The organism is uncultured Sphaerochaeta sp., assembly GCF_963676625.2.
Taxonomy (GTDB): Bacteria; Spirochaetota; Spirochaetia; order Sphaerochaetales; family Sphaerochaetaceae; genus Sphaerochaeta.
The window spans coordinates 17,331-40,293 of record NZ_CAXXYB010000008.1 but is presented as its reverse complement, the minus strand read 5'-3'; the positions used below and the strand labels follow the sequence as shown (position 1 = coordinate 40,293).

Sequence of the window (22,963 nt, the reverse complement as noted above, 5' to 3'; positions counted from 1 at the left end):
TAAGAAAATATCCCAGGAAACATTAATTCCCTGGGATATTTTTTATGGTGCAAAAAAATAATTATTTCAATGTGTTTTTCTGGGCATCGGCAAGAGCTTCTTGTTTGGTCACCTTGCTGTAATCCCTTTTGTCATAAAGCCAGCAGGAAACTTGATGTTTCTCATCGATATCGAACATCGGTGGTATATGGCAGGAACACCAAGGCATTTTGCTGGGACAGCGGTCATAAAAATAACAACCGACTCTTTCCGTATCAGGAGAGGGTACATCCCCGGTAAGGATGATTCTCTGCCGTGCACGCTCAATTGTCGGGTCCGGTATAGGGGCTGCAGAGAGCAAAGCCACAGTGTATGGATGCTTTGGATTATCGTAAAGCTGGACAGCTTCCGAAATTTCAACAATCTTTCCAAGGTACATGACTGCCACACGGGTACTGATATGCTGGATGACTGCCAAGTCATGGGCAATGAAGATATAGGTGAGCCCGAATTCTTTCTGCAAGTCACCAAGCAAGTTCAGTATCTGTGCCTGGATGGAGACATCAAGGGCTGATACTGGCTCATCGGCAAGAATGATTTTCGGATGCAAGGCCAAGGCCCGGGCAATCCCGATCCTTTGGCGTTGCCCACCACTGAATTCATGGGGATATCTGTTTTTGAAGGCTTTGTTCAGGCCAACGCGTTCCATGAGGGCTTCGACCTGTTTCTCGATTTCCATCGAAGAAAGGTTTTTTTCCAATAAACCACGTTTATTATAGATGACCAAAGGTTCGGCAATGATGGAACGTACAGTCATCCTGGGGTCGAGGGAGGCATACGGATCCTGGAAGATCATCTGCATCTCACGTCTGGCGGTCAGCATTTGTCGTTCCCCGGCCTTGACCATATCGATTCCATTGAAAATAACACTCCCGCTCGTTGGTTTGTAGAGTTGGGAAATGGAACGTACGGTAGTGGATTTTCCACAGCCTGATTCTCCGACTATACCAAGGGTTTCTCCGGGATAGACATCAAAAGACACTCCATCCACTGCCCTGATGGCTCCTACCTGTTTCTTGAAAATGAAACCGGTATTGATAGGGAAGTGTTGTTTTAGATCCCTTACTTCCAAAAGGGGTTTTACTTTTTCACTCATTTGGCCATCTCCTTCTCGGCGGCATCTTTCAATGTCTGGGCAATGACTTTCTCATCAACATAGAGCCAGCAAGAAACCTCATGTTCATTTCCAAGGTCTGTTGTCGGTGGGTAGGCTTGATGACAAACTTCCATATCGCGATGGCACCTTGGGTGGAAGGGACAGCAAGGAGGGAGGTCGATGACGTTTGGTGGTTGTCCTTCAATGGAGAACAGCCTATCGTTCTTGCTTTTCGTATCCATTCGCGGGACGCTCATGATCAAGCCTTCCGTATATGGATGAGCAGGTTTTGCATAGAGATCATCGGTCAAGGATTTTTCTACTATCCGACCGGCATACATTACACATACCTTGTCACACATACCTGCCACAACTCCAAGGTCATGGGTTACGATGATGACTGAAGTACCGAATTCCTGGCTTAACTTGGCAATCAATTCAAGTATCTGTGCCTGGATGGTTACATCGAGGGCTGTTGTTGGTTCATCGGCAATGAGAACCTGTGCGTTGCAAGAAAGGGCCATTGCTATCATTACACGCTGGCGCATGCCGCCTGAGAATTGGTGGGGATAGCTGTGGATTCGTTTCTCGGGAGAAGGAATTCCTACTTTCTTGAGCATCTCGATGGAACGCTCCAAGGCTTCTTTCTTTGAAACGTCCTTATTATGCAACCTGATGGTTTCGATCATTTGGGTGGATATTTTCAGAAAAGGATTGAGGCTGGTCATCGGGTCCTGGAAAATCATGGAAATCTTGTCTCCTCGAACAGAACGCATTTCGGCTTCGCTCATTTTCAGGATATCCTTTCCCTCAAACAATACTTTGCCACCGACGATCTTTCCCGGGGGAGAAGGGATAAGGCGCATGACCGAAAGGTTCGTAACGCTTTTTCCGCAACCTGATTCTCCTACGATACCAAGGGTCTCTCCTTCATGTATGGCAAAAGATACTCCGTCGACGGCCTTGACGACGCCGGCATCTGTCTTGAAATAGGTTTTCAAGTCCTGTACATCGAGGACTAGTTTTGCATCTTTGTTCAAATTCATCATCGTCCTCCTAGAGTTGGTTTTTACTTTGCGGATCGAAAGCGTCTCTCAGTCCGTCACCAAAGAAGTTCATGGCAAACAAGAAGATTGTCATCGCGATGGCGGGGAAAATCAGCTTCCAAGGATATAAGGTCATCCCTGTTACCGCATCACCGACTAATGAGCCCCAGGACGCATAAGGAGCTTGGACACCAAGGCCAAGGAAGGATAGGAAGGATTCTTGCATGATAAAAGCGGGAATTCTCAACGTAGAATATACGATGATGATCGAAAGCGAATTCGGAACCATATGCTTGAAAATAATTCTCCAGCTTGAGGCCCCCATGCTTCTTGCAGCTTCGACAAACTCGCTATTCTTCAGGCTCATCACCTGTCCTCGGACCATACGTGCGATAGTCAGCCAACTGACAAGCGCAAGGGCAACGAACAAATTGAGGATATTCCTGCCGAATACAGCCATACAGATAATAACTAGGAGCATATACGGCAAGCCATACATTATATCGACCAACCTCATGAGGAAATAATCGACCTTTCCTCCCAGATACCCGGCAAGTGCTCCGAGTACGATGCCCAACAATACACTGGTGAGCGTTCCCACAAAACCAATGGCGATGGAAACCTGTCCACCATGGATTATCCTGCTGAGCATGTCACGGCCACTATAGTCGGTACCGAATAAATAATGTCTTGCATGTTTTCTGGAAGCCTGTATCTGGGCAGTAAGGGTATCGGAAACCTTGATGGTTTTTTTCATCGGGAAGTTTGCCGTCCCTGCCTTGATGTCGGCAGCCAGGCTCTTTTCTGTTGATCTGGTAATCTGAGTGTTGATCTTTCCCAGGAGATTGGCTTTTGCCATTGTCTCAAAACCTTTGGGACCCATGCTCTTGAGTTCCATTTCCAGGTTTGCATTATATTCTTCATCGGAAAGCCCGGGGTTCTTGCTCTTGATATCATTCATTACCTGCGAGCGAACTTCCTGGGTAGTCTGTTCTCGGATGCTGTCGACGGTGACCTTGTTGATCGTGGCAAAAATCGAAAGGACTTTCTCGTATGCCATTTTTTCAACTACATAGACTTTTTGGGTATCCTGATCTGTCCAGAATATTTTCTTTACCGAGACCAACAACTCCGTGTCTATACGTTTTTGGAGGCGGTCGATGGATTTTTGGTCTGCGTCACTGAATGCGAAAGTTCCTGCTTTTCTCTGCCGTTCACCTTCTGTGTAACAATAATTCCAGACCGTGGTGATCTTGTTGTCTGTGATCCATTGTTTGATCTGTGCCGACTTATCTTCGGGAATAACAAGGTTCCCTGATTTCCAAGCCTTGAAATATACGTCCTGAAGCTTGGTCTTCATCATTAACTCACCAGCTGAGGTGTTGAAAGATGGGGGAAGGTGCTGGTGGTCGAGAATAATTTCATCGTAGGGATATATCGGAAGGAAGGCGGCAAAGACTGCCAATAGGGTATAGATGATTACAATGACCATACCCAGTACTGCCATCTTATTTTTCTTCAACCTCTTCCAGGCATCTTTCCCAAGGCTATTGCCTTCGACAGTCTGATCAAATTCGTTGAGGGACTCTGCAGGGGAATCCTTTTTCTTTTGGTTCATTGGATTCTCTCCTATTTATATGTGATTCTTGGGTCGAGTTGGGCATAAGCGACATCGACGATGAAGTTCATGAAAACAAGGATGACCGAATAGACGATTACTACGCCAACAATCATTGTATAATCCCTGTTAAAGGAACTCTGGACGAAAAACTTACCCAAGCCAGGTACCCTGAATATTTGTTCAACGACGATGGAACCGGTAATGATTCCTGCAAAAGCGGGTCCCAGATAACTTACGATAGGCAGCATTGCCCCTTTCATTGCATGCTTGAAAATGATGGTCGAGTTTTTCATTCCCTTGGCTTTTGCGGTTCTGATATAATCGCTTCTCAAGGTATCGAGCATAGAGGAACGGGTAAGCCGTGCTATATTTGCAAAATAGGCAAAAGATAGGGAAAGGGCGGGAAGTATGATTGTTCTGTAACCATCTCCCGTTGTATACCAGCCACTGGTCGGAAACCATTTTAATTTCATGGAAAAAATGAGTTGCAGGACCGGTGCTATGACAAACAGCGGTATCGAAATACCCAAGACTGCCCAGCCCATACTCAAATAGTCCACCCAGGTGTTTTGCTTGACCGCTGCAATGACTCCTGCGGCTATCCCGAATACCAAGGCGATCAACATGGCCCATACCCCGAGCACGATTGAGTTGGGTAAACTATTGAATATATAGTAGTTTACGTCATAATCCTTGTATTTATAGGACGGTCCGAGATCTCCCCGGATAATGTCGAACATATAGCGACCATATTGCTGAATCAGAGGTTCATTCATATGGTATTTTGCTTCGATGTTCCGTTTTACGACCTCGGGCAGGTTGCGTTCAGTTGCAAATGGTCCTCCCGGTGCTACGCGGACAATGAAGAAACTAAGCGTGATGATGATTAAAAGCGTAGGAATAATTCCCAGGAGTCTGTTCACGATATATTTAGTCATTCGCTTCCTCATAAAGAATAATTTTCTGGTAAAATAGTAACGGTAGTTTCTCTATTCTACAATGTTTCTGATACTATACCAAGATTTCCATTTATGCAAGAATCAATGGAATTACGGTTGATCTTGTATGTAAGATCTGGGGAAAATGTTTCATAAGATTATATATGACAAATAATTCAGTAGAGCTTGAAATAATGGTCATGTCAGGGGAGGAGACTTCCTGGCTTTCCAAATCAAATGTTACAGATGGTGTTGTCGAACAAAGGTTTTGTGCTATTGTGGTTATATTCGGGTCGTTGTTTTAGGAGAATTATAAAGTGAGAAAGATATATTTGGAGAACCTTGGATGTTCCAAGAATCAGGTAGATGCGGAGACAATGCTGAAGATTCTCTGTGAAAATGGTTCTGAGCGAACTGAGGATGCGTCCGAGGCCGATTTAATATTGGTCAACACCTGTGGATTCATAGAGAGCGCCCGTGAGCAATCCGTGGAGTCATTTTTTGCGCTTCACGAGGCAAATCCCAAGGCAAAGATAATTCTTTCGGGTTGCATGGCCCAGCGGTATGCTTCTGAATTGACTGAGGAATTGCAGGAAGCTTCGGCAATCTTTGGGAACAGGGATCTTTCGAAGATTCAGGAAGTCACCGACAGAGTTCTTGGTGGGGAACGGGTCGTCCTTGTCCCTGAGTATCCTGATGTCAGGTCTGAAGTCTACGAACGTAATGAATTGCTTTCTTTTCCGGGAAGCGCCTATCTGAAGATCAGTGAAGGATGCAACCATCGTTGTGCCTATTGTGCAATTCCTCTCATTCGCGGTGATTTGCGTTCCCGTCCCATGGATTTGATCCTGACTGAGGCAAAGGAATTGATTGCAAGGGGTGTGAAGGAGATAAATCTCATAGCGCAGGATCTGGCCGCTTATGGAACCGACGGGGAAGCAGGCAAAAGCCGGTTCATGGAATTGCTGGAAAAGCTTGTAGCCTTGGATGGAGCTTTCGTCATTCGTCTTCTCTATATCCATCCTGATGCCTTTCCCCAAAACCTTCCTCAATTTGTAAAGGATAATCCAAAAGTACTTCCCTATTTTGATGTACCTTTCCAGCATGCGGCAACTCCCGTACTTCGAAGCATGGGACGGACCGGTACCAAGGAAAGCTATCTTGCCCTTATAGAGAATATTCGCAAGGTGTTGCCTGATGCTGTCATTCGTTCGACGATCATGCTTGGGTATCCTGGGGAAGATGCAGCTTCTTTTGCTGAATTGAAGGACTTCATTGCCAAGGCCCAGCTTGATTGGATGGGTTCTTTTCTCTATAGCAGGGAAGAGGGAACCAAGGCCTTTGATCTTCGCTGCGAGGAAGATCATGAAAAAGCACATAAGATTGCAGCAGGTTACCAGAAAAAACTTGAGGTGATCCAGAGTCCTCTCAGTGTCGAAAGGCTTCAACGCTTTATCGGCAGGGAATTTGAGGTGTTGATCGAGGAAAAGGTTGAAAATGAGGATCTTGCCATTGGCAGGATGTATGCCCAGGCTCCTGAAGTCGATGGCCTGACCGTGGTCATGGGAAGAAATCTCATACCGGGACAAATCGTTCGTTGCGGGATTCGTGCCGTCAATGGTCTTGATCTGGAGGCTGTACCCGTGGAGAGTGTCAATGGCTGAAATCGAGAAACTTCTTGCCCAGTTGAACGAACACCAACAGGAAGCGGTACTGGAAAACAGTGCACCCCTTTTGGTTCTGGCCGGCGCTGGGTCAGGAAAGACAAGGGTCATCACTACCAAAATTGCCTATTGCATAGAAAAACTCGGAATTCCTCCTTATAAGATATTGGCTGTGACGTTTACCAACAAAGCCTCGAAAGAGATGCGTGAACGTGTAGAGTCGATGCTTCCGGACAAGGACTTTGCAAAGGATTGCAATATTCGTACCTTCCATGCCTTCGGTGCCTGGTTGCTGCGAAGGTTCGGTACGGAAATTGGTTTGGATTCCAATTTCACCATATATGATGACGATGATTCCCTCTCTTTATTGGCTTCCTGTTATCCAAGTCATAAGAAAAAGGAACTGCAACCGGTAATGAAACGCATTTCTTTTGCCAAGGACAGGGGACTGGGCTGCCATGACAATCTTTCTTCGCTCAAAATGGATAGTACCTTCCCCAGAATGTTTGAAGCCTATGAAGACAAACTCCATAAGGTAGGCAACGTTGATTTTGCCGATCTCATCACGCGAAGCATAGAGTTGCTGGATGCTAGACCTGATGTACAACAGTGGGTGCATAATCGGTTCCGGGTAGTCTTGGTGGATGAATATCAGGATTCCAATATCGCCCAGTTCGAGTTGCTTCGCCGCTTGGTGGGGCCTGCCTGTTTTATTTGTGTCGTTGGTGATGATGACCAGAGTATTTATCGCTTTCGTGGTGCAGAGGTCCAGAATATCCTTTCTTTCCCTGAAGTCTATCCTGGTACGAAGGTCGTAAAACTGGAGCAGAATTACCGATCCACCCAAAATATCCTTTCCGTGGCCAATACGGTTATCAAGCATAACAAGGGCAGACACCAGAAAAAACTCTGGACGGCGAACGACCAGGGCTCCAAACCAAATCTGCTCTATGTACAGGATGAGACTGATGAAGCCCAGCGAGTGGGCAATGTATTGATGCGTGACCGAAACTATGATGGCAGTGCGATCCTTTACAGGACCAACGCCCAATCGGTGGCCTTCGAGACAACCTTCAAGCGAATGCATATACCGTATAAAGTCGTCGGTGCCTTGCAGTTCTATGACAGGGAAGAAGTCAAGGATGTCCTTGCCTTGCTTTTCCTGCTGATGAACAATAGGGATGAAGTGAATTTCAAGAGGATGGTAAACAAGCCTCCCCGTGGAATCGGTGATGGGGGAGTTGAAAAAATTCTTTCCTTTCTTGGGGAGTCTGAAGGGGATTTGTTCATTACCCTGCAAAAAGCAGTGGATTCGAATATTCTTTCAGGTAAGGCCCAGGGGGGAGCCCAGGCCTTTCTTTCCCTGTTTAAAGAGGCAAATCGTTTACTCGATAGTGAAGAATTGGTTGAATGTGCTAATTTCATGATTCGTGAATCCGGATTGTTTGAGTACTACAAAAAGATTGATAACCAGAATAGCACGGGAAAGGTTGATAACCTCGAGGCCTTGGTAAATGCCCTGGCCTCCTACGATTCTTCCCGTGATGGACTGGCCTTGTTCCTTGAGCAACTTTGTCTTGATCCCACGACCCTTGGCAAGGAAGATCCTCGCGATAAACCGGGGGTGACGCTCATAACCATGCATAATACCAAGGGATTGGAATTTGACAGGGTTTTCATAGCGGGACTTGAGGATGAACTCTTTCCCGGCAAGGCTAGTGAAAGTGATGACGATATCGAGGAAGAGCGCAGGATATTCTACGTTGCCGTCACCCGAGCCCGCAAGGAATTGTACTTGCTTTGTGCCAAAGCTCGGAGAATCTGGGGAAAGACCAGTTTTCAGCATCCTTCCCGGTTTATCGATGAGATAGATCCCTCCCTGTTATCTGTCCAGGGAATGAAGCCCGGTACCCTGGGCAATGGCTGGGAAACTGGCGGATACCAAGGACTTGGGTTGCTGGAGGAACGAAGAGCTCGATCAAATACCTATGGGGATGGTTCAAAACCCAGGAGGGAAGGGATTGCTTCCCACATTCCTTCTTCTTCTTCCAATTTGATCCATCAGGGTTTTGGTGATAAGTTGAAAACCTTTGAAATGAAAAAAAACCATGAGGAAACTAATGGTGAGAGTCTTTTTCCTCTTGGACAGCGAGTCTTTAGCGACCTATATGGAGAGGGCGAGGTGATCACTCTGAAGAAGAGCGGGGATCGGGAAGTGATAGATGTCAGGTTTTCTGGTGGCCGTAAGGCTACTTTTATCAGCAAATTTGCCGCTCTTGAGAAAATAGGTGGTGACTGATATGCTTGCAAGCATGAAAGATACTAGACACAAGGACGGCGAAGGATATACAATGCCAGTCGTCGTCCGTGCTCGGTCATTCTATTTGTATGACCGTTATGGCGTTCGATATATAGATTTTTTCCAGAACCATGGCAGAGCCATTCTGGGCCATCGTCCTGAAATGATGCAGCGGGCTATCAAGTCCACGGTCGACAGGGGGTTGGTCAGTGAATATCCTTCGGTATTTTCAGGAAGGCTCGAAAAACTATTGGCACAACTGTTTCCCGGTTACTTGGCATTCAGGATTTATTCTGATAGTCACGTCATCGCCGATATAGCAAGAAAGGTATCGCCAGATGCGAAAGCAATCTACGATCCTGCCTGTCCTGTATTGGAGAATAGCTGCAAAGTGTCTTATTGGCGTCCGTACCTAGAGGTCGGCGGGGCAGATTCCGTATTGCTCTTCCCTATCCTACCTTTCCCAGGGAGTTTTATACCTCAGGTCGTATGCATTAAGGATCAAGCACTGGCAGACGAGTTGCCGCTTTCGGATTGCGTATCACCGCTGCTTCTTGATTTGCTCATCAAGGCTACGGCGTCCCTGATACATGAAATGAAGTCGGAAGAATCAGTTGTCAAGCGTATGGACAATCCTCTCAAGGGATTGTTTGAAACTCGGGGACCGTACGGAATTACGAACCTTGACGATATACGCTACCGAGAGTTCTATCATGAAGCCCTGAAGCTTCGGGTAGTGCTTCCGCCTACAGCCGACATCCCCTTTATTATCCCCGGAATATATTCCAAGGGTGATATTTCGGAGTTCCTGAGGCTCTCGGCCCAGTATGCAACAACAATGGTTATATAAGATGGCAGCAGACTTGTAATTGCATTGGTTTCCTGTACAAGCATGTATTGACAGGAGTAACTGATTATGCAATTATGCTTCTTGCTGTCCATGAACCAAAAACTACTAAGCGAGGCAGAAGCTTCGCAGACAGGATGAATAGATGAAGACTATTTTTGTAAAACCGCTGACGATTCAGAAGAAATGGTATCTGATTGATGCAGAGGGAAAGGAGCTTGGCAAGGTAGCAGTTGCCGCTGCACGCATCCTCCGCGGAAAAAACAAACCCGAATTTGTCCCTCACCAGGACATGGGTGATTTTGTTATTATCATCAACGCCGAAAAGGCTGCTTTGACCGGTAACAAATATCAAGACAAAATGTATTATCGCCACTCCAATTTTCCTGGTGGCTTTAGAGAAACCAACTATGCAGACATGATCAAGCGGAATCCAATATTCCCCATGGAACATGCCGTCAAGGGCATGCTTCCCCGCGGACCGCTCGGTCGCAAGTTGTTCACTAATATGAGAGTCTATGCAGGTGATAAACACCAGCAAATGGCCCAGCAGCCCATCCAGGTTGAAATCTAAGGTAGGAGCGAAATATGGCAAAGAAAGAAGTAAAGAAAGTTGTTGATCTTGGTCATGGCGTAGGACGCAGAAAAACTGCAATCGCCCGTGTCTACCTCCGTGAAGGTGAAGGCAAGATTATTATCAATGGAAGGGATGTCGATACCTATTTCGCCAACCCTATGTTGGTATTTATCGTAAAACAGCCCTTGACCATTACCGATACCCTCACCAAATTTGATATCCTTATCAATGTTGTGGGTGGAGGACCTTCAGGTCAGGCCGGTGCTTGTCGTCATGGTATTTCCAGAGCACTTGTCGAGAATGATGAGACTTGTCGTCCAGCCTTGCATACCAATGGTTTCATGACTCGTGATTCACGTATGGTTGAACGTAAGAAATATGGTCAGCCAGGTGCTCGCCGCAAGTTCCAGTTCTCCAAGCGTTAAACTGTGTTTGCGACTGTCGAGAAGAGGGAAACCTCCAAGGAAGGGTATTGTGCCCTTTCTCAGGAGGGTTCCTCTTTTTTTATCTCGATGGAACTATTTTTATCCTCGCATCTCCATAGCGGACAGGAACTTTGTGAAGAAGAGTTTTTTGACTTGCAAGAGAAGCAACAGGCCCTTGATTGCAGGGATCAGGCCATGGTATATCTTGCAAGGCGAGAACATACGGCCTTTGAATTGAGGCAGAAACTTCAGGCGAAGAATTTTTTGCCGAACCAAATTGATTGGGCCTTGGATTTTCTCTTGCAAAAAGGATACCTGTCCGAATTACGATATGCCCGAGCCTTGATTGCCAGCAGGCAACGTAAGAATCCTGAAGGCAGAATTATCATGGCTCGGCGGTTATCTTCGAAAGGAGTGAATCGCAATGATGCTCAGCAGGCCTTGGATGAATGGTATAGTGAAGAGCAAACCCTATCTGATGTCCTGAAAGCGAATGTGCGGCTAAGTCCAGATTGTGGTCCCGAATTGGCCATGATGAAACTGCAAAAAAAAGGCTTTTCAAGGCAAGAAATTAAACGTGCCCTGGAAAAAAGAGATGAATTAGAATGAACCATTTACTTTTATACATTGGTTTCCTTGGGGGATTGGTCCTTATCATCAAAGGTGGGGATTGGTTTGTAGATGCTGCTTCCTATGTAGCGGAGGTTTCGGGAGTACCGAAATTTGTCGTTGGCGCCACGGTTGTCAGTTTTGCAACCACGCTTCCTGAACTAATGGTTTCCTCCCTGGCAACGGTACAGGGAAAAGTGGATATGGCCATTGGCAATATTGTTGGTTCAGTCATTGTCAATACGTCCTTCATCTTGCCTCTGAGTATACTCTTTGTGAGTGTATCCATTATTCAGAAGGAGAATTTCAACAAGAAAGTGATTTTGTTCCTGCTCTCCGAAGTAGTCTTGTTCGTGATTTCCTTTTCCTTGAAAATAACGATTCTCAAGTCCCTGGCCCTTGTCGTGATGTTTATCCTGTTTATCTTTGAGAATCTTCATAGTGCAAAGACGAAAGATGAACCGAATGATGAACTGTCCAGGGATACAAAGACTATTATCTTGAATCTTGCCAAGTTTTTTGTCGGATTGTTTGGTATTGTGTTCGGCTCCCGGCTTCTTGTTACCGATGGCAGTGAGATTGCCAGACTTCTGGGTATCAGTGAGGCTGTTATCGCCCTGACTGCAATTTCCATCGGAACTTCCCTGCCTGAACTGGTAACCGCCATATCGGCAATCATCAAGAAAGAGGCGGCTTTATCGGTAGGAAATATTTTCGGGGCCAATACCTTGGATATGGTCCTCATCATTCCTGTTTGCAGTTATCTTGCAAACAAGACCCAGGGTACTCCCTTACCGATTTCTTCCCTTACCCTGAGCAGGGATCTTCCTATCTGTATTGCAGTTTCCCTGGTTGCTTGCATCCCTTCTTTGATAAAGGGAAAGTTTTATAAATGGCAGGGAGTCTTGCTTATTCTCATGTATGTGGGATATTTGACCCTGCTTTAGGTCAAAGTAGAAAAAAAACTAAAACCTCTTGTATATGTTCAGGATTTCGATATTCTGGTAGGAACATGAATGAACCTACCATAGAGTCCTTGCATAAAGGAATGCTCTTTCTTCTAGCCTCGGCGTTTTGTTTTGCCTTGGTGAATGTCGGTATACGGATGTCCGGGGATTTACCTTTTCTCGAGAAATGCTTCTTCAGAAATATAGTAGCCTTGTTTGTCGCCTATATCATGCTTCGTCGCAAGGGAATATCTCTCTCCCCGGCTTTATTCAAACCGAATTTCTGGTTGCTCTTGGTCCGTGCAAGCACAGGGACCCTCGGCATGATTTGCAATTTCTATGCTGTCGACCACCTCTTGCTTGGCGATGCGTCCATGCTTGCCAAGATGAGCCCTTTTTTTGCGGTACTGTTCAGTGCCTGGTTTCTTCGCGAGAAAGTACGGCTTTCCCAGATTTTGTGTGTTCTCGGGGCGTTCTTTGGAAGCCTATTCATAATAAAACCTTCCTTTTCCAATCTTTTGTTTACGCCCTCTGTGGTTGGTTTTATTGGTGGCATAGGATCTGGAGCTGCCTATACAACCCTTCGTTCCCTGGGCCGTAGGGGTGAGAAGGGTGTAGTAATTGTTTTCTTTTTCTCCCTGGTCTCAACCTTGGTCACTCTTCCTTCCATTATATTTGCCTATGTATCAATGGACTTGGTCCAATTGGGTTGGTTGCTTTGCACCGGAATCATGGCTGCCCTTGGCCAGTTTTCTGTTACGGCCGCCTATAAATATGCTCCCGCGAATAAGATTTCGGTATACGACTATAGCAATGTTCTTTTTTCGGCTCTCTTTGGATTTCTTGTGTTTTCCCAGATTCCCGACCGCTATAGCATCCTGGGATATTTGATTGTCTTTGGAATGGGTTTTTGCATGTTTCTCATCAATAAGAAAAACCAGCCTCAGGCTGGTCTTTCTCCTCAAAACATATAGTATATGAAAGGAAATTCTTTTATCCCTTGATATGGGACAGGAATTCCTCGAAACCATTCTCCTTGGTTTGGGATTCATAGTCCATCAATGGATAGTGTTCCATTACAAAATCGATATCCTTGTCACCTCTTCCCGAAAGGTTTACCAAGATGTTCTGGTCCTTTGGAAGCTTCTGGGCCAATTTAATGGCATAGGCTACGGCGTGGGAGGATTCCAGCGCCGGGATGATGCCTTCCATCCGGCTTAATCCATAGAAGGCTTCTACGGCTTCCCTGTCTGTTGCTGTTTTGTACTGCACTCTTTTTATGGTCTTGAGGTAGCTGTGCTGCGGTCCGACCCCTGGGTAATCCAGGCCACTTGCAATTGAATAGACAGGAAGCGGTTCTCCCTTTTCATCTTGCAGGAGGTAACTCTTGAATCCATGAAGTATTCCGACTGAACCCTTGGTCAAGGTAGCAGCGTGCTGGTCTGTATCCAATCCTTTTCCTGCAGGTTCAACTCCGTAGAGGGTCACATCCGTATCTTTCAGGAAAGCGCTGAAAATGCCCATGGCATTCGAACCTCCCCCGACACAGGCGACAATTGAATCAGGAAGTTTCCCGGTCATTTCCTTGAATTGCTTTTTTGCCTCAAAGCCTACGATGCTCTGGAAGTCACGTACCATCATCGGAAAGGGATGGGGCCCCACAACTGATCCAATGCAATAGATTTGAGAAATAGGGTCCTTGAGGTAGGCTTCGAAAGCTGCATCCACTGCATCCTTCAGAGTCTGGGTTCCCCTTGTCACTTCCACTACCGTTGCACCCAGTACTTTCATCCTGCTTACATTCGGTGCTTCTTTTTTTATATCGACGGCACCCATGTAAATATCACATTCGAGGCCCATGAGCGCTGCAGCCGTTGCCAAGGCAACTCCATGTTGTCCAGCTCCGGTTTCGGCTATTACTTTCTTCTTTCCCATTTTCTTGGCAAGGAGAACTTCCCCGATGCAATGATTGATCTTGTGAGCACCTGTATGGTTCAGGTCCTCACGCTTGAGATAAATCTGGGCTCCTCCTATTGCCTGCGAGAGTCGTTTTGCATAATACACAGGAGAGGGTCTGCCTACATAGTGTGTCAATAAATCATTTAATTCCGCCAAAAAGGCAGGGTCTTGGACAATTTTCTTATATTCGTTGGTAACTTCATCCATTACCGTCTGTAGTTGAGGAGGAATGAAAGATCCTCCGAATTCGCCAAAATATCCATTCTGGTCAGGCAGGTCAGTTGTATCGATATCCTTGATTACTCCGTTTTTCATTGTGGGCTCCTTAATTCTTGTCAAGGACAATGTTACTATAGATAGAAACGCAATGTCAAGGTAATTGTTCAGTTCCAATAAAAAAATTAAACCCACAACCGTATACGTACAGTCATGGGTTTTTAAATTGGTATGCTTGGATTATATAGAGTATTAGATACCGAGTAATTTTTTCAGTGCATCAAGGTCACGAACCCCGACAGCCTTGTTTGATACTTTCCCGTCCTTATAGAACAAGAGGGTAGGAATGGACTGTACACCGAAAGTAGCGGCAAGTTCGCCTTCTTCATCGACATTTACTTTACAGATCTTTGCCTTGTCTTCAGAAATTTCCTTGTCAAGCTGCTCAAGGATGCTTCCCTGCATTCTGCAAGGTCCGCACCAGGTTGCCCAAAAGTCAACCACTACAGGGACTGTACTCTTCAAGACTTCTTCTTCATATGTTTTCTGAGTAACGTGTTTAATCATTTTTGTTTCTCCTCATGTCTCTACTATACATATTTTTTATACTGCCGCATAGAGAAAAACTAAAAATAGTTGCGCATAACAAACAAAAAGTTTATAGTCCTTGTATGCGTACAATGATTGATTTGCATTGCGATACTTTCTATGAGATGCATGAGTATCCCCAAAAAGGTGATTTGGCAAAAAATACCTTGTCGGTGGATATCGGAAAAATGCAAAAAGGTAATGTCGGAGCTTCTTGCTTTGCCCTTTTTGTACATTGGGACAAGAATAAAGATTCTTGGACAGAGGTTTGTAAACTCCATGACCTGTTTGTGGACCAGCTGGCACTCAATAAAGAGAATATCGTTCAAGTCAGGACAGCTACGGATTTTCGGCAGAACGATCGACTCGGGGCCATTCTTACCTGTGAGGAAGGACAGATTATTGAAGGAGATCTCTCGCGTCTTGCCATTTTGGCTGATTGGGGAGTACGTCTGTTTACCTTGACCTGGAATTTTGAAAATGATCTGGGATATCCCCATTCTGTGGATGCAGCTACAAATGATCTGGGTCTCAAGCCCTTGGGTATCGAGGCCATTGGGGAAATGGAGCGACAAAATATATTGGTCGATGTTTCCCATCTGAACGATGGTGGCTTTTGGGATGTCGTACGACATGCCAAAAAACCGTTTCTTGCCTCCCATTCCAATAGCCGGTATTGCACTCCTGTATCCAGAAATCTTTCTGACGAGATGCTCAAGGCCCTTGCTGACAAGGGTGGTATTGCTGGCTTGAATCTTTATCCAGCTTTCCTATCCTCAGATGCTGAACATGCCTCAAGAATATCTGATATGGTCAGGCATGTAGAGCATATATACAAAGTATCCGGACTTGAGACCTTGGCCTTGGGTACCGACTTTGACGGAATAGACGGCGACTTGGAAATACCCGATATTTCCCAGATGGGAAAACTTTGGGATGCGCTAAAGCTGGCTCATTTCACCGAAAGCGAATTGGACAGGATGTGGCAGATTAATGCCTTGAGGCTTCTTGGCGAATAGATCGCAAAAGTTCCTTGTCTTCTTCACTTACACGAAAGGACTCTATGCATTTCTGGATTGCTTTTTTCCTCACCTTTTCGGGAAGTACCCCCTTTTCCATATAAGGAAGGGTGAGGTCACGGTATTTTGCAAAGGCTGTTGCATACGCCCAACCCAAACCCATGATGACATAGTAATGGTCATTTTCTATGGTACTCAACAAGCTTAGAACCTGTTTGATATACTCATCGATCAGGTACCAACTCATCATGGTGATAGTGGCAAAGCGGATATCCCAAGGATTTGAGGATTCAAGATATCCTATGATGAGAGGCCAATAGGCCTGAGGCTCTTTTTTGCATGCAACAAATGAAGTGCAGAGGGTATCATTGGTAGCCCAGCTGTCATTGTAGGGAAGTAGTTTCTGAAGATAAGCTTTGGTAGCAACTTCATCAAGTTTCAATAAACCGAACACTTTATACATAAGAACGACCTCGTCATAGGAGACTGAGGGGTAGAGGAGGAAATCATCAAGGGCACGAGTCCCCTCTTTTTTTGCCAGCTCTTTTGCAAGAGCGGCAAGGACCGGAGTTCGGGTTCCCAGAATCTCACGTTCTGATACTTTGAGCTTTTGCCCAAATTCAGCAGCCTTCCTGTCTCCACCTTCTGTCATTCTTTCTATAAGAGTCTTCTGAATCATAAACCCATCCTTTTTATGAAGCGCATCAGGTTGTCTATGGTTTTTTCCATATCTTCCTGTGCCCGTTTTTTTGCTATCTTGAAATCTACTGCAAGCCTGTTGATGGAGAATATGGCACTTACACCTTCTTCATAGGCTCCTTCGACATCGTCGCCGATATCTCCTACCACGGCGATTACGGGGACGTTGGCTTTCTTGGCCCTTCTTGCCACTCCGATGACTACTTTTCCCCGAAGTGACTGTCCATCGATCTTGCCTTCTCCTGTCAGTACCAGGTCGGCTTTTTCAAGGAGTGTGTCAAATCCCACGGTTTCCAGAACTGTCTCGATACCCATTTGCAATTGGGACTTGAAGAATGCGGCCATGCCACCTCCCATGCCACCTGCTGCTCCTGATCCGCCAAGGGCCTGTACATCGAGGCCGCAATCCCGTTCAATGATTTTTGCCAGAGCCTGCATGTTTGTATCGAGGGATTGCACCATTGCCATATCAGCACCTTTCTGGGGAGCAAAGATATACGCGGCTCCTGTTTTCCCATGGAATGGATTGTCAATATCACACATTGAGGTAATGGTCACTTCTTTCAATCTTGTATCAAGTTTGGAAAGATCTATGGATGCTACTTGAGCCAGAGTTCCCCCGGTAGGGACAAAGGCTTTCCCCTGGGCATCCTTGAATATAATCCCGCAAGCGGCGGCAGATCCGCAACCGGCATCATTGGTAGCACTTCCCCCGAGACCGACAATAATGTTTTTGCATCCGTTCTTTACCGCATCGAGCATCAATTGCCCGACTCCGAAGGTAGTGGTTTTATCTGGTTGCAGGTCATCCCCTACGAGAGGCAACCCTGCACAGGCGGCCATTTCAATGACAGCGGTATTTCCCTTTATGATTCCATAGAAAGCTTCCATAGGTGTCCCGAAGGGGCCCTGTACGGTCAAAAATTTCTTTTCCCCGCCAACAGCTTGCAAAAAGGCGTCTACGCTTCCTTCGCCACCATCAGCAACAGGTATTCCGGTAACCTTGGCCTCAGGAAAGTGTCTTTTGATGGCTCTGTCCATGATAGTGCAAATTTGTTCGGAACTCATTGTTCCCTTGAAGGAATCCGGAATCAGTAGAATATTCTTCATTGTAGGCTCCTGAAAAGTCCCGGGAGAAAAGTTCTCCCGGTATTAATTCAGGACATTATAGCAAAAACAGAGATAAAATCCAGATAAATATGATACAAGCCAAACCTTGCAGCAAGGTTACCATCGTCTGGGTCTTATAGCCATCTTCCGGGGATATTCCTCCAAAGTTGGTGACTACCCAGAAATAGCTATCATTTGCATGGGAGACTGTCATTGCCCCGGCACCGATTGCCATGACCGTCAGGACAGCTGCCATAGGGGAGGTAAGTCCCAAGGCATTCATCATGGAGCCCTGGTCCAGGAAACTTCCCATGATACCGGCTGTGGTGGTTATGGCTACGGTGGAAGAGCCTTGTGCTGTCTTGAGGATTGCAGCAATCAAGAAGGGGAAGAAAATCCCTACCATGCTCAACGCTGCTGCATGCTCTTTCATGTATCCGACAAAACCGGCACTGGCGATTACCTTGCCCAGAACACCACCAGCCGCTGTTATGAATAAAATAGGACCGACGATCTTTAGCGTTTCGGTAGTCATTGCGTTGAATTCCTTGAGTTTTCCTTTCTGGCCAAGCAACAGAATCCCGAATAAGAGTCCTACGGTCAAGGCAATGATCGGGGTTCCCAGGAAGGTAAAGAATGTAGCAACAGCACCCTGCCACTTCAAGGCACTGGATATTGAACCAAGGGCCATGCAGAGAATAGGAACGAGTATAGGGGCAAGTGCCATGAATCCGTTGGGCAGTTCCCCGAAGCTCTTGAGCAACTCCTCATATTCGCTGGAATCGATATCCTCAACCAGATCCTCGGAGCTTTTGACTTTCTTACCAATATAGTTTGCGAAGAAATAAGCCACCAGGAGAGAAGGGATCGAGCAGAGGGTGCCCATTCCTATTACCATCAACAGGTTGTTTCCTATTCCCAGGGTGCCTGCCGCGGCAATAGGTCCGGGAGTGGGAGGAATGAGTACATGTGCAGTATAGAGACCAGCGGAAAGTGCAACAGTCATGGCAACTGAGGAGAAGTGCGTTTTCTTTTGCAAGGCCTTGCGAATTGGATTGAGAATGACAAAGCCGCTGTCACAGAATACCGGGATGGAAACTATCCAACCCATAAGTTCCATAGCTAGCTGGGGGCGTTTGTGCCCGACGATTCGTACTACCATCTCAGCTAGTTTCAGGGCAGCTCCTGTTTTTTCAAGAATTGTCCCTATCAAGGCACCAAAGATGATGACGATGCCTATGCTGTTGAATATTCCGCTGAACCCTGAGCCGATGATTCCCGGAATGTCCTTCAAGGGGATGCCAACGACAATGGCCAAGATCAAGGATATTCCCATGAGAGCCAAGAATGGGTTCACATTCCATTTTGAAATTGCAACAATCATGATTGCGATTGCAATTACGAACGTAATGATAAGTGCTACTCCAGACATTGAGTCCTCCTTTCCAAATTCCTCGACAGTGTATCATGGTTTTGAAGAAAGAGGAAAATAACTCTACTAAAGGGTTGGTTTTAGCGTTTCCAGAAATCCCTTGAAAACAAAGTGAATACGGTAAAGAGTTCCAGTCTGCCTGCAAGCATCAAGAAGGAACAGACCCATTTGATCCAGGAAGGATAGAATGCAAAATTTCCTGTCGGTCCCACTTGTCCAAATCCAATTCCGATATTTCCGAGGCATAGAAAGGAGCTGGCAAAGGACGTAAGGAGGTCTGCTCCGCTGACGGAAATCAAGACAGCGCCTAAAAGTCCTGTGGTAATATAAACCCCGACAAAGGTTGCAATGGAGAGCAAGATATCGTTTTTCATTGTATTCTGGCCGACTCTTACCGGAAATATACCTTTGGGATGTATTCGTTGCTTGATGTTTGAATGTCCCATTTTCAGCAAGGTGATAACCCTGATTACCTTGATGCCACCACCTGCGGAACCTGCGCAGCCTCCGACAAAGAAGAGCAAGAGCAACAGCATTTGGGTGAGGGCTGGCCAATTGATATAATTTGCCGTGGCAAAGCCTGTCGTTGTCAATACTGAGGCATTTTGGAAAGCACTGAATCGAAGGGATTGCCAAAAACCCTCGTAGGTATGATTCAATGTTAGGCTCAGGGCTGAAATAAGTGAGAAAACTCCCCAGATTCCCAGATAGGCCCGAAGTTCCCCATCTTTCCAGACTGAACGAAGATGTCCTGAGATTGCTTTGTAGTACAGGGCGAAGTTTGCTCCTGCTATCATCATGAATACGGTAACGACTATATCTATATATGCACTCTGAAAAGTACCTATCGAGGCATTTTTCACACAGAACCCTGCTGCTGCCATGGTAGAAAAGGTTACAGTGACAGCATCATAGAGGCTCAGGCCCCCCATTTTCAGCAGAAGTGTTTCCAAAAGAGAAAACAGGACATAGATGGTCCATAGAATTGAGGCCGTCGTCTTGATCTTGGGAGTCAGTTTATCCTTGGTCGGTCCTACCGATTCAGCTCCTACGAGTCGTGTTCCCGATACTCCCAAGGCTGGAAGGAGAGCTACGAACAATACGACGATTCCCATGCCTCCCAGCCAATTGGTTTCTGATCTCCAAAACAGGATTGATTTGGGAAGGCTCTCGATTTCCGGTAGGACGGTAGCTCCTGTCGTAGTGAAGCCGCTCATGATTTCAAAATAGGCACTGGGATAATCGACATAGGCTCCGCTTGCAATGAGGGGGATTGCACTGAACGCCGTAGCGATAACCCAGGTTGCAGTAACGAAGAGATATCCATCACGGGAGGAAAGGGTGGGGTACCCATTGTTTCTTGTGAAGAATAAGATGAAAAGGCAGAAGGTCGTCAAGATGGCAAGTGCATATAAAAAGCCAAGCAGAGCCTTGGTTTCTCCATAAGAAAAGGCCAGGATTGTCGGTATTCCCATAAATAGGCCCAGAATAATAAGTATTTTAGAGAGAAGTCTGAAGTCTTGTTTCCAATTTATCATGATTGGCCTAACTGAAGAACTTCTGGATGAAGTCCACCGAGTCTCTGTTTACCGCGACCAGAACGCTATCGCCTTCCTTAAGGGTTGCGTTTCCATTGGGGATGACGCTATTCCCCTCTTTATTCGTCAATCCAGCGATGATGGCTTTTTTACGCATATTAAGTTCGCTGAGTTTTTTATCACAAGCCTTGCTGGTCTTGGTGATGGTGAATTCATAGATTTCCAACTGCCCGTTGAACAGGGAATGAAGGCTGGTGATATTTGTTCCCCTGAGATAACGCAACAGGGAATCGACGGTTGTGATTGTCGTTGAAATCACTGAATCAATGTCCAGATACGAGGCGAGCCTGACATAGTTATTGTTTTGTTTTACCAAGGCCATTGATTTGGTGATGCCAATTCGTTTTGCGTATGAGGCAGTTATTATGTTGAGTTCATCGTTGTCAGTCAGGGCTATGAGCAAGTCGTACCGGTCAAGCTGTTCTTCCTTGAGAATATCTTCATCGGTGATATCTGCCTTGATAACCAAAATTTCAGGGAAGCGTTCGGAAAAAACTGTACAAACAGCAGGGTCTTGGTCAATCACCGCAATTTTGGCTCGCATGGCAGGAGTCATGAGGTTGAGCAAGGCCCTGGCAATTTTACTTGCGCCCACCAATGCAATCCTTTTGGGCTTGTTTTGAATTTTGCCTATGGTTTTCAAGATATCCGAAACCTCCGAGGTTTCGGCAACAATGGAAAGAGTGTCGTTGGGTTCGATGGAGGTAGCTCCGAAAGGAACAAAGGCACTACCTCTTCTATGGATGGCGGCAATGATAAAATCAGCCTTCAACTTGGTGCGCATTTCTGTCAGGGAGCTCCCGATGTAGGGAGAGTGGGGTTCTATATACAGATTGTACAGCAGGAGCTTTGAGGTCTTGAAACCGATTACATCGCTATAGACGCCTTGCTCAATAATATTATAGATATAATGGGCAGCTTCGGCATTTGGATTGACAATATGATCAATTCCAAGCAAACCTTCTTTCAATCCTTCTTTTCCTGTATAGACCAAGCTACGGATGGTTGCGACGGTTTTTGTTCCCTTGAACGAACTGGAGACGATACCACAGGAGACAAGATTGATTTCGTCACTGTCGGTAACTGCAATGAAGGTTTCTGCATCACTGCAACCTGCCTCGGTAAGGACTGCGATATCCGTTCCGTTGCCAAGAATTCCCATACAGTCAAGTTTGGTTATTGCCAGGTCAATTTTTTCAGGGTTATTGTCAATCAAGACCACATCCCTATGTTCTTCTATTAAATGTCTTGCCAGGCCTAAGCCACGTCTTCCTGCTCCCAGAATGACAACTTTTCTGTTCGTTTCCAAGCTCCTTTTCTCTGGTACCATAATACCAAAATGTTTTTTTCAGGTAAAATTACTCAAGCCAAGGAAACAATATTTCACATAATTCCCTCTATGGTAGCAGATTGCCAAAGATTACGGAAGTGGTTGGGTTTTGGGGTGTATGACCGTAGATATCTTATTTCTCACTATATAAATAAGTATTTTGTCCTATTTTGTTGCAGGTTGTTGACATTAATTCTGAATTACCTTATGCTTCGTAAGAAATTCGACGCAGGGTGGAGCAGTTGGCAGCTCGTCGGGCTCATAACCCGAAGGCCGTAGGTCCGAGTCCTACCCCTGCTATAACAGTTGGTCTGATGAATGGACTACCGAACGTACAAAGGTACCCGGTAGGACGGTGATTCCTGATTCTACCAAGTTCTGGCAACTTGTTGAGGCGGTATTGATCGCACGGCGGGTTGCCTTTCTTTTTGTCTTTTTACTGCCCCAAAATCTGGGTAACGCAATAGCCTGCGGTTTTCACTGCCTGCATCAGATCAGAGTTGTTCAGGTGAAACCCTTCCACCAGGGCACTCTGCTTGGTCAGATTGACCTGGACCTGGGTCACCCCTTTGACATCCATAAGTTCTGATTTGACTTTCATGGTGCAATGTCCACAACTCATTCCCTCTATGATCAAGAGTTTTTTCAAGGGTTTTTCACCAGAAGGTTGTACTTCAACCACGTTTTCCTTGGGCTTGAACCAATTTTTGACGGTCTGGGAAATTGAGGACTGGTGTTTTTCTTTATTATCGGTATCGATTTTCTGGTTCATAATCTATTTCCTCTTCTTAACCTTTAACAATACATACATTCTATGAATGGATAATGAAGGGAGGAGATTTGTAATCGTAAATCAACTAATTCACTGGCTCTCATGCAATCTGCAAAGTTGGAAGTGGATATT

At 45.8% G+C, this 22,963-nt stretch carries 21 protein-coding genes, 1 tRNA gene and 2 pseudogenes; 11 read left to right on the top strand and 13 right to left on the bottom strand.

The window, feature by feature from the left end:
* Positions 1-61: 61 nt before the first annotated feature.
* The 5 genes and pseudogenes from ACHZBG_RS10805 to oppB all read right to left on the bottom strand — a co-directional run bounded on the left by ACHZBG_RS10805 (position 62) and on the right by oppB (position 4,740).
* Entirely contained in the window at positions 62-1,135 is a 1,074-nt protein-coding gene (locus ACHZBG_RS10805) for an oligopeptide/dipeptide ABC transporter ATP-binding protein (RefSeq protein WP_320129466.1), read from the bottom strand.
* Positions 1,132-2,181, bottom strand: coding sequence for an ABC transporter ATP-binding protein (locus ACHZBG_RS10800; protein ID WP_320129465.1), 1,050 nt, complete (start codon positions 2,179-2,181; stop codon positions 1,132-1,134). The genes ACHZBG_RS10805 and ACHZBG_RS10800 overlap by 4 nt, the downstream gene beginning before the upstream one ends.
* Before the next feature lie 10 nt (positions 2,182-2,191).
* Positions 2,192-2,878 (bottom strand): annotated as a pseudogene (locus ACHZBG_RS10795) (ABC transporter permease); the annotation flags it as partial.
* Positions 2,879-3,583: 705 nt separating this feature from the next.
* Positions 3,584-3,799, bottom strand: a pseudogene (locus ACHZBG_RS10790) (ABC transporter permease); the annotation flags it as partial.
* 11 nt (positions 3,800-3,810) lie between these two features.
* Positions 3,811-4,740, bottom strand: a complete 930-nt coding sequence (gene oppB, locus ACHZBG_RS10785) for an oligopeptide ABC transporter permease OppB (protein ID WP_320129464.1) — start codon at positions 4,738-4,740, stop codon at positions 3,811-3,813.
* 164 nt (positions 4,741-4,904) lie between these two features.
* Here oppB and ACHZBG_RS10780 point away from each other — a divergent pair, with 164 nt between their 5' ends.
* From ACHZBG_RS10780 to ACHZBG_RS10740, 9 genes are all read left to right on the top strand, one after another.
* Positions 4,905-5,045, top strand: coding sequence for a hypothetical protein (locus ACHZBG_RS10780; protein ID WP_320129463.1), 141 nt, complete (start codon positions 4,905-4,907; stop codon positions 5,043-5,045).
* A gap of 12 nt (positions 5,046-5,057) precedes the next feature.
* Positions 5,058-6,404 carry a 30S ribosomal protein S12 methylthiotransferase RimO gene (gene rimO / locus ACHZBG_RS10775; RefSeq protein ID WP_320129462.1) on the top strand — a complete coding sequence of 449 codons (1,347 nt, stop codon included), beginning with the start codon at positions 5,058-5,060 and terminating at the stop codon, positions 6,402-6,404.
* On the top strand, positions 6,397-8,703 hold the full coding sequence (locus ACHZBG_RS10770; protein WP_320129461.1) for a UvrD-helicase domain-containing protein: 2,307 nt from the start codon (positions 6,397-6,399) through the stop codon (positions 8,701-8,703). The genes rimO and ACHZBG_RS10770 overlap by 8 nt, the downstream gene beginning before the upstream one ends.
* 13 nt (positions 8,704-8,716) lie before the next feature.
* A complete protein-coding gene (locus ACHZBG_RS10765; RefSeq protein ID WP_320129460.1) occupies positions 8,717-9,553 on the top strand; it encodes a glutamate-1-semialdehyde aminotransferase in 837 nt (278 codons plus the stop codon).
* 142 nt (positions 9,554-9,695) lie between these two features.
* Positions 9,696-10,124 carry a 50S ribosomal protein L13 gene (gene rplM, locus ACHZBG_RS10760; protein ID WP_320129459.1) on the top strand — a complete coding sequence of 143 codons (429 nt, stop codon included), beginning with the start codon at positions 9,696-9,698 and terminating at the stop codon, positions 10,122-10,124.
* Between the two features lie 14 nt (positions 10,125-10,138).
* The gene (rpsI, locus tag ACHZBG_RS10755; protein ID WP_320129458.1) at positions 10,139-10,552 is read left to right on the top strand and encodes a 30S ribosomal protein S9; all 414 of its coding nucleotides are present in this window, start codon (positions 10,139-10,141) and stop codon (positions 10,550-10,552) included.
* An 87-nt stretch (positions 10,553-10,639) separates the two neighbouring features.
* The gene (locus ACHZBG_RS10750) at positions 10,640-11,161 is read left to right on the top strand and encodes a regulatory protein RecX (RefSeq protein WP_394699388.1); all 522 of its coding nucleotides are present in this window, start codon (positions 10,640-10,642) and stop codon (positions 11,159-11,161) included.
* Positions 11,158-12,108 carry a calcium/sodium antiporter gene (locus ACHZBG_RS10745; protein ID WP_320129456.1) on the top strand — a complete coding sequence of 317 codons (951 nt, stop codon included), beginning with the start codon at positions 11,158-11,160 and terminating at the stop codon, positions 12,106-12,108. Before ACHZBG_RS10750 ends, ACHZBG_RS10745 begins: the two co-directional genes overlap by 4 nt.
* A 65-nt stretch (positions 12,109-12,173) precedes the next feature.
* Positions 12,174-13,082 (top strand): DMT family transporter, encoded by a 909-nt coding sequence (locus tag ACHZBG_RS10740; RefSeq protein WP_320129455.1) that lies wholly within the window; start codon positions 12,174-12,176, stop codon positions 13,080-13,082.
* A 19-nt stretch (positions 13,083-13,101) separates the two neighbouring features.
* Here ACHZBG_RS10740 and trpB read toward each other — a convergent pair whose 3' ends face one another.
* Together trpB and trxA are read right to left on the bottom strand one after the other, a co-directional pair.
* Complete coding sequence (gene trpB / locus ACHZBG_RS10735; protein WP_320129454.1) at positions 13,102-14,382, bottom strand: tryptophan synthase subunit beta; 1,281 nt, start codon at positions 14,380-14,382, stop codon at positions 13,102-13,104.
* A 153-nt stretch (positions 14,383-14,535) separates the two neighbouring features.
* Positions 14,536-14,850 carry a thioredoxin gene (trxA, locus tag ACHZBG_RS10730; RefSeq protein WP_320129453.1) on the bottom strand — a complete coding sequence of 105 codons (315 nt, stop codon included), beginning with the start codon at positions 14,848-14,850 and terminating at the stop codon, positions 14,536-14,538.
* A 104-nt stretch (positions 14,851-14,954) separates the two neighbouring features.
* Between trxA and ACHZBG_RS10725 the strand changes: the two genes are divergently transcribed.
* Positions 14,955-15,890 carry a membrane dipeptidase gene (locus ACHZBG_RS10725; RefSeq protein ID WP_320129452.1) on the top strand — a complete coding sequence of 312 codons (936 nt, stop codon included), beginning with the start codon at positions 14,955-14,957 and terminating at the stop codon, positions 15,888-15,890.
* On the opposite strand, the gene ACHZBG_RS10720 is transcribed toward ACHZBG_RS10725, so the two are convergent.
* The 5 genes from ACHZBG_RS10720 to trkA form a co-directional block, all read right to left on the bottom strand.
* On the bottom strand, positions 15,862-16,569 hold the full coding sequence (locus ACHZBG_RS10720; RefSeq protein WP_320129451.1) for a DNA alkylation repair protein: 708 nt from the start codon (positions 16,567-16,569) through the stop codon (positions 15,862-15,864). The two genes, ACHZBG_RS10725 and ACHZBG_RS10720, sit on opposite strands and share 29 nt — an antisense overlap.
* Positions 16,566-17,699, bottom strand: coding sequence for a glycerate kinase (locus ACHZBG_RS10715; protein ID WP_320129450.1), 1,134 nt, complete (start codon positions 17,697-17,699; stop codon positions 16,566-16,568). The genes ACHZBG_RS10720 and ACHZBG_RS10715 overlap by 4 nt, the downstream gene beginning before the upstream one ends.
* A gap of 55 nt (positions 17,700-17,754) precedes the next feature.
* Positions 17,755-19,131 (bottom strand): GntP family permease, encoded by a 1,377-nt coding sequence (locus ACHZBG_RS10710; RefSeq protein WP_320129449.1) that lies wholly within the window; start codon positions 19,129-19,131, stop codon positions 17,755-17,757.
* Positions 19,132-19,211: 80 nt separating this feature from the next.
* On the bottom strand, positions 19,212-20,669 hold the full coding sequence (locus tag ACHZBG_RS10705) for a potassium transporter TrkG (RefSeq protein ID WP_320129448.1): 1,458 nt from the start codon (positions 20,667-20,669) through the stop codon (positions 19,212-19,214).
* Positions 20,670-20,676: 7 nt separating this feature from the next.
* Positions 20,677-22,059 (bottom strand): Trk system potassium transporter TrkA, encoded by a 1,383-nt coding sequence (gene trkA / locus ACHZBG_RS10700; RefSeq protein WP_320129447.1) that lies wholly within the window; start codon positions 22,057-22,059, stop codon positions 20,677-20,679.
* Positions 22,060-22,286: 227 nt separating this feature from the next.
* On the opposite strand from trkA, the gene ACHZBG_RS10695 reads away from it, so the two are divergent.
* Positions 22,287-22,359, top strand: a tRNA-Met gene (locus ACHZBG_RS10695).
* A 136-nt stretch (positions 22,360-22,495) separates the two neighbouring features.
* On the opposite strand, the gene ACHZBG_RS10690 is transcribed toward ACHZBG_RS10695, so the two are convergent.
* Positions 22,496-22,831 (bottom strand): cation transporter, encoded by a 336-nt coding sequence (locus tag ACHZBG_RS10690; protein ID WP_320129446.1) that lies wholly within the window; start codon positions 22,829-22,831, stop codon positions 22,496-22,498.
* Between the last annotated feature and the right edge of the window lie 132 nt (positions 22,832-22,963).

Coding starts and splice junctions, on each gene's coding strand:
- ACHZBG_RS10805 (WP_320129466.1), bottom strand. CDS start 1,135: ATGAGTGAAAAAGTAAAACCCCTTTTGGAAGTAAGGGATCTAAAACAA.
- ACHZBG_RS10800 (WP_320129465.1), bottom strand. CDS start 2,181: ATGAATTTGAACAAAGATGCAAAACTAGTCCTCGATGTACAGGACTTG.
- oppB (WP_320129464.1), bottom strand. CDS start 4,740: ATGACTAAATATATCGTGAACAGACTCCTGGGAATTATTCCTACGCTT.
- ACHZBG_RS10780 (WP_320129463.1), top strand. CDS start 4,905: ATGACAAATAATTCAGTAGAGCTTGAAATAATGGTCATGTCAGGGGAG.
- ACHZBG_RS10770 (WP_320129461.1), top strand. CDS start 6,397: ATGGCTGAAATCGAGAAACTTCTTGCCCAGTTGAACGAACACCAACAG.
- ACHZBG_RS10765 (WP_320129460.1), top strand. CDS start 8,717: ATGAAAGATACTAGACACAAGGACGGCGAAGGATATACAATGCCAGTC.
- rplM (WP_320129459.1), top strand. CDS start 9,696: ATGAAGACTATTTTTGTAAAACCGCTGACGATTCAGAAGAAATGGTAT.
- rpsI (WP_320129458.1), top strand. CDS start 10,139: ATGGCAAAGAAAGAAGTAAAGAAAGTTGTTGATCTTGGTCATGGCGTA.
- ACHZBG_RS10750 (WP_394699388.1), top strand. CDS start 10,640: ATGGAACTATTTTTATCCTCGCATCTCCATAGCGGACAGGAACTTTGT.
- ACHZBG_RS10745 (WP_320129456.1), top strand. CDS start 11,158: ATGAACCATTTACTTTTATACATTGGTTTCCTTGGGGGATTGGTCCTT.
- ACHZBG_RS10740 (WP_320129455.1), top strand. CDS start 12,174: ATGAATGAACCTACCATAGAGTCCTTGCATAAAGGAATGCTCTTTCTT.
- trpB (WP_320129454.1), bottom strand. CDS start 14,382: ATGAAAAACGGAGTAATCAAGGATATCGATACAACTGACCTGCCTGAC.
- trxA (WP_320129453.1), bottom strand. CDS start 14,850: ATGATTAAACACGTTACTCAGAAAACATATGAAGAAGAAGTCTTGAAG.
- ACHZBG_RS10725 (WP_320129452.1), top strand. CDS start 14,955: ATGCGTACAATGATTGATTTGCATTGCGATACTTTCTATGAGATGCAT.
- ACHZBG_RS10720 (WP_320129451.1), bottom strand. CDS start 16,569: ATGATTCAGAAGACTCTTATAGAAAGAATGACAGAAGGTGGAGACAGG.
- ACHZBG_RS10715 (WP_320129450.1), bottom strand. CDS start 17,699: ATGAAGAATATTCTACTGATTCCGGATTCCTTCAAGGGAACAATGAGT.
- ACHZBG_RS10710 (WP_320129449.1), bottom strand. CDS start 19,131: ATGTCTGGAGTAGCACTTATCATTACGTTCGTAATTGCAATCGCAATC.
- ACHZBG_RS10705 (WP_320129448.1), bottom strand. CDS start 20,669: ATGATAAATTGGAAACAAGACTTCAGACTTCTCTCTAAAATACTTATT.
- trkA (WP_320129447.1), bottom strand. CDS start 22,059: ATGGTACCAGAGAAAAGGAGCTTGGAAACGAACAGAAAAGTTGTCATT.
- ACHZBG_RS10690 (WP_320129446.1), bottom strand. CDS start 22,831: ATGAACCAGAAAATCGATACCGATAATAAAGAAAAACACCAGTCCTCA.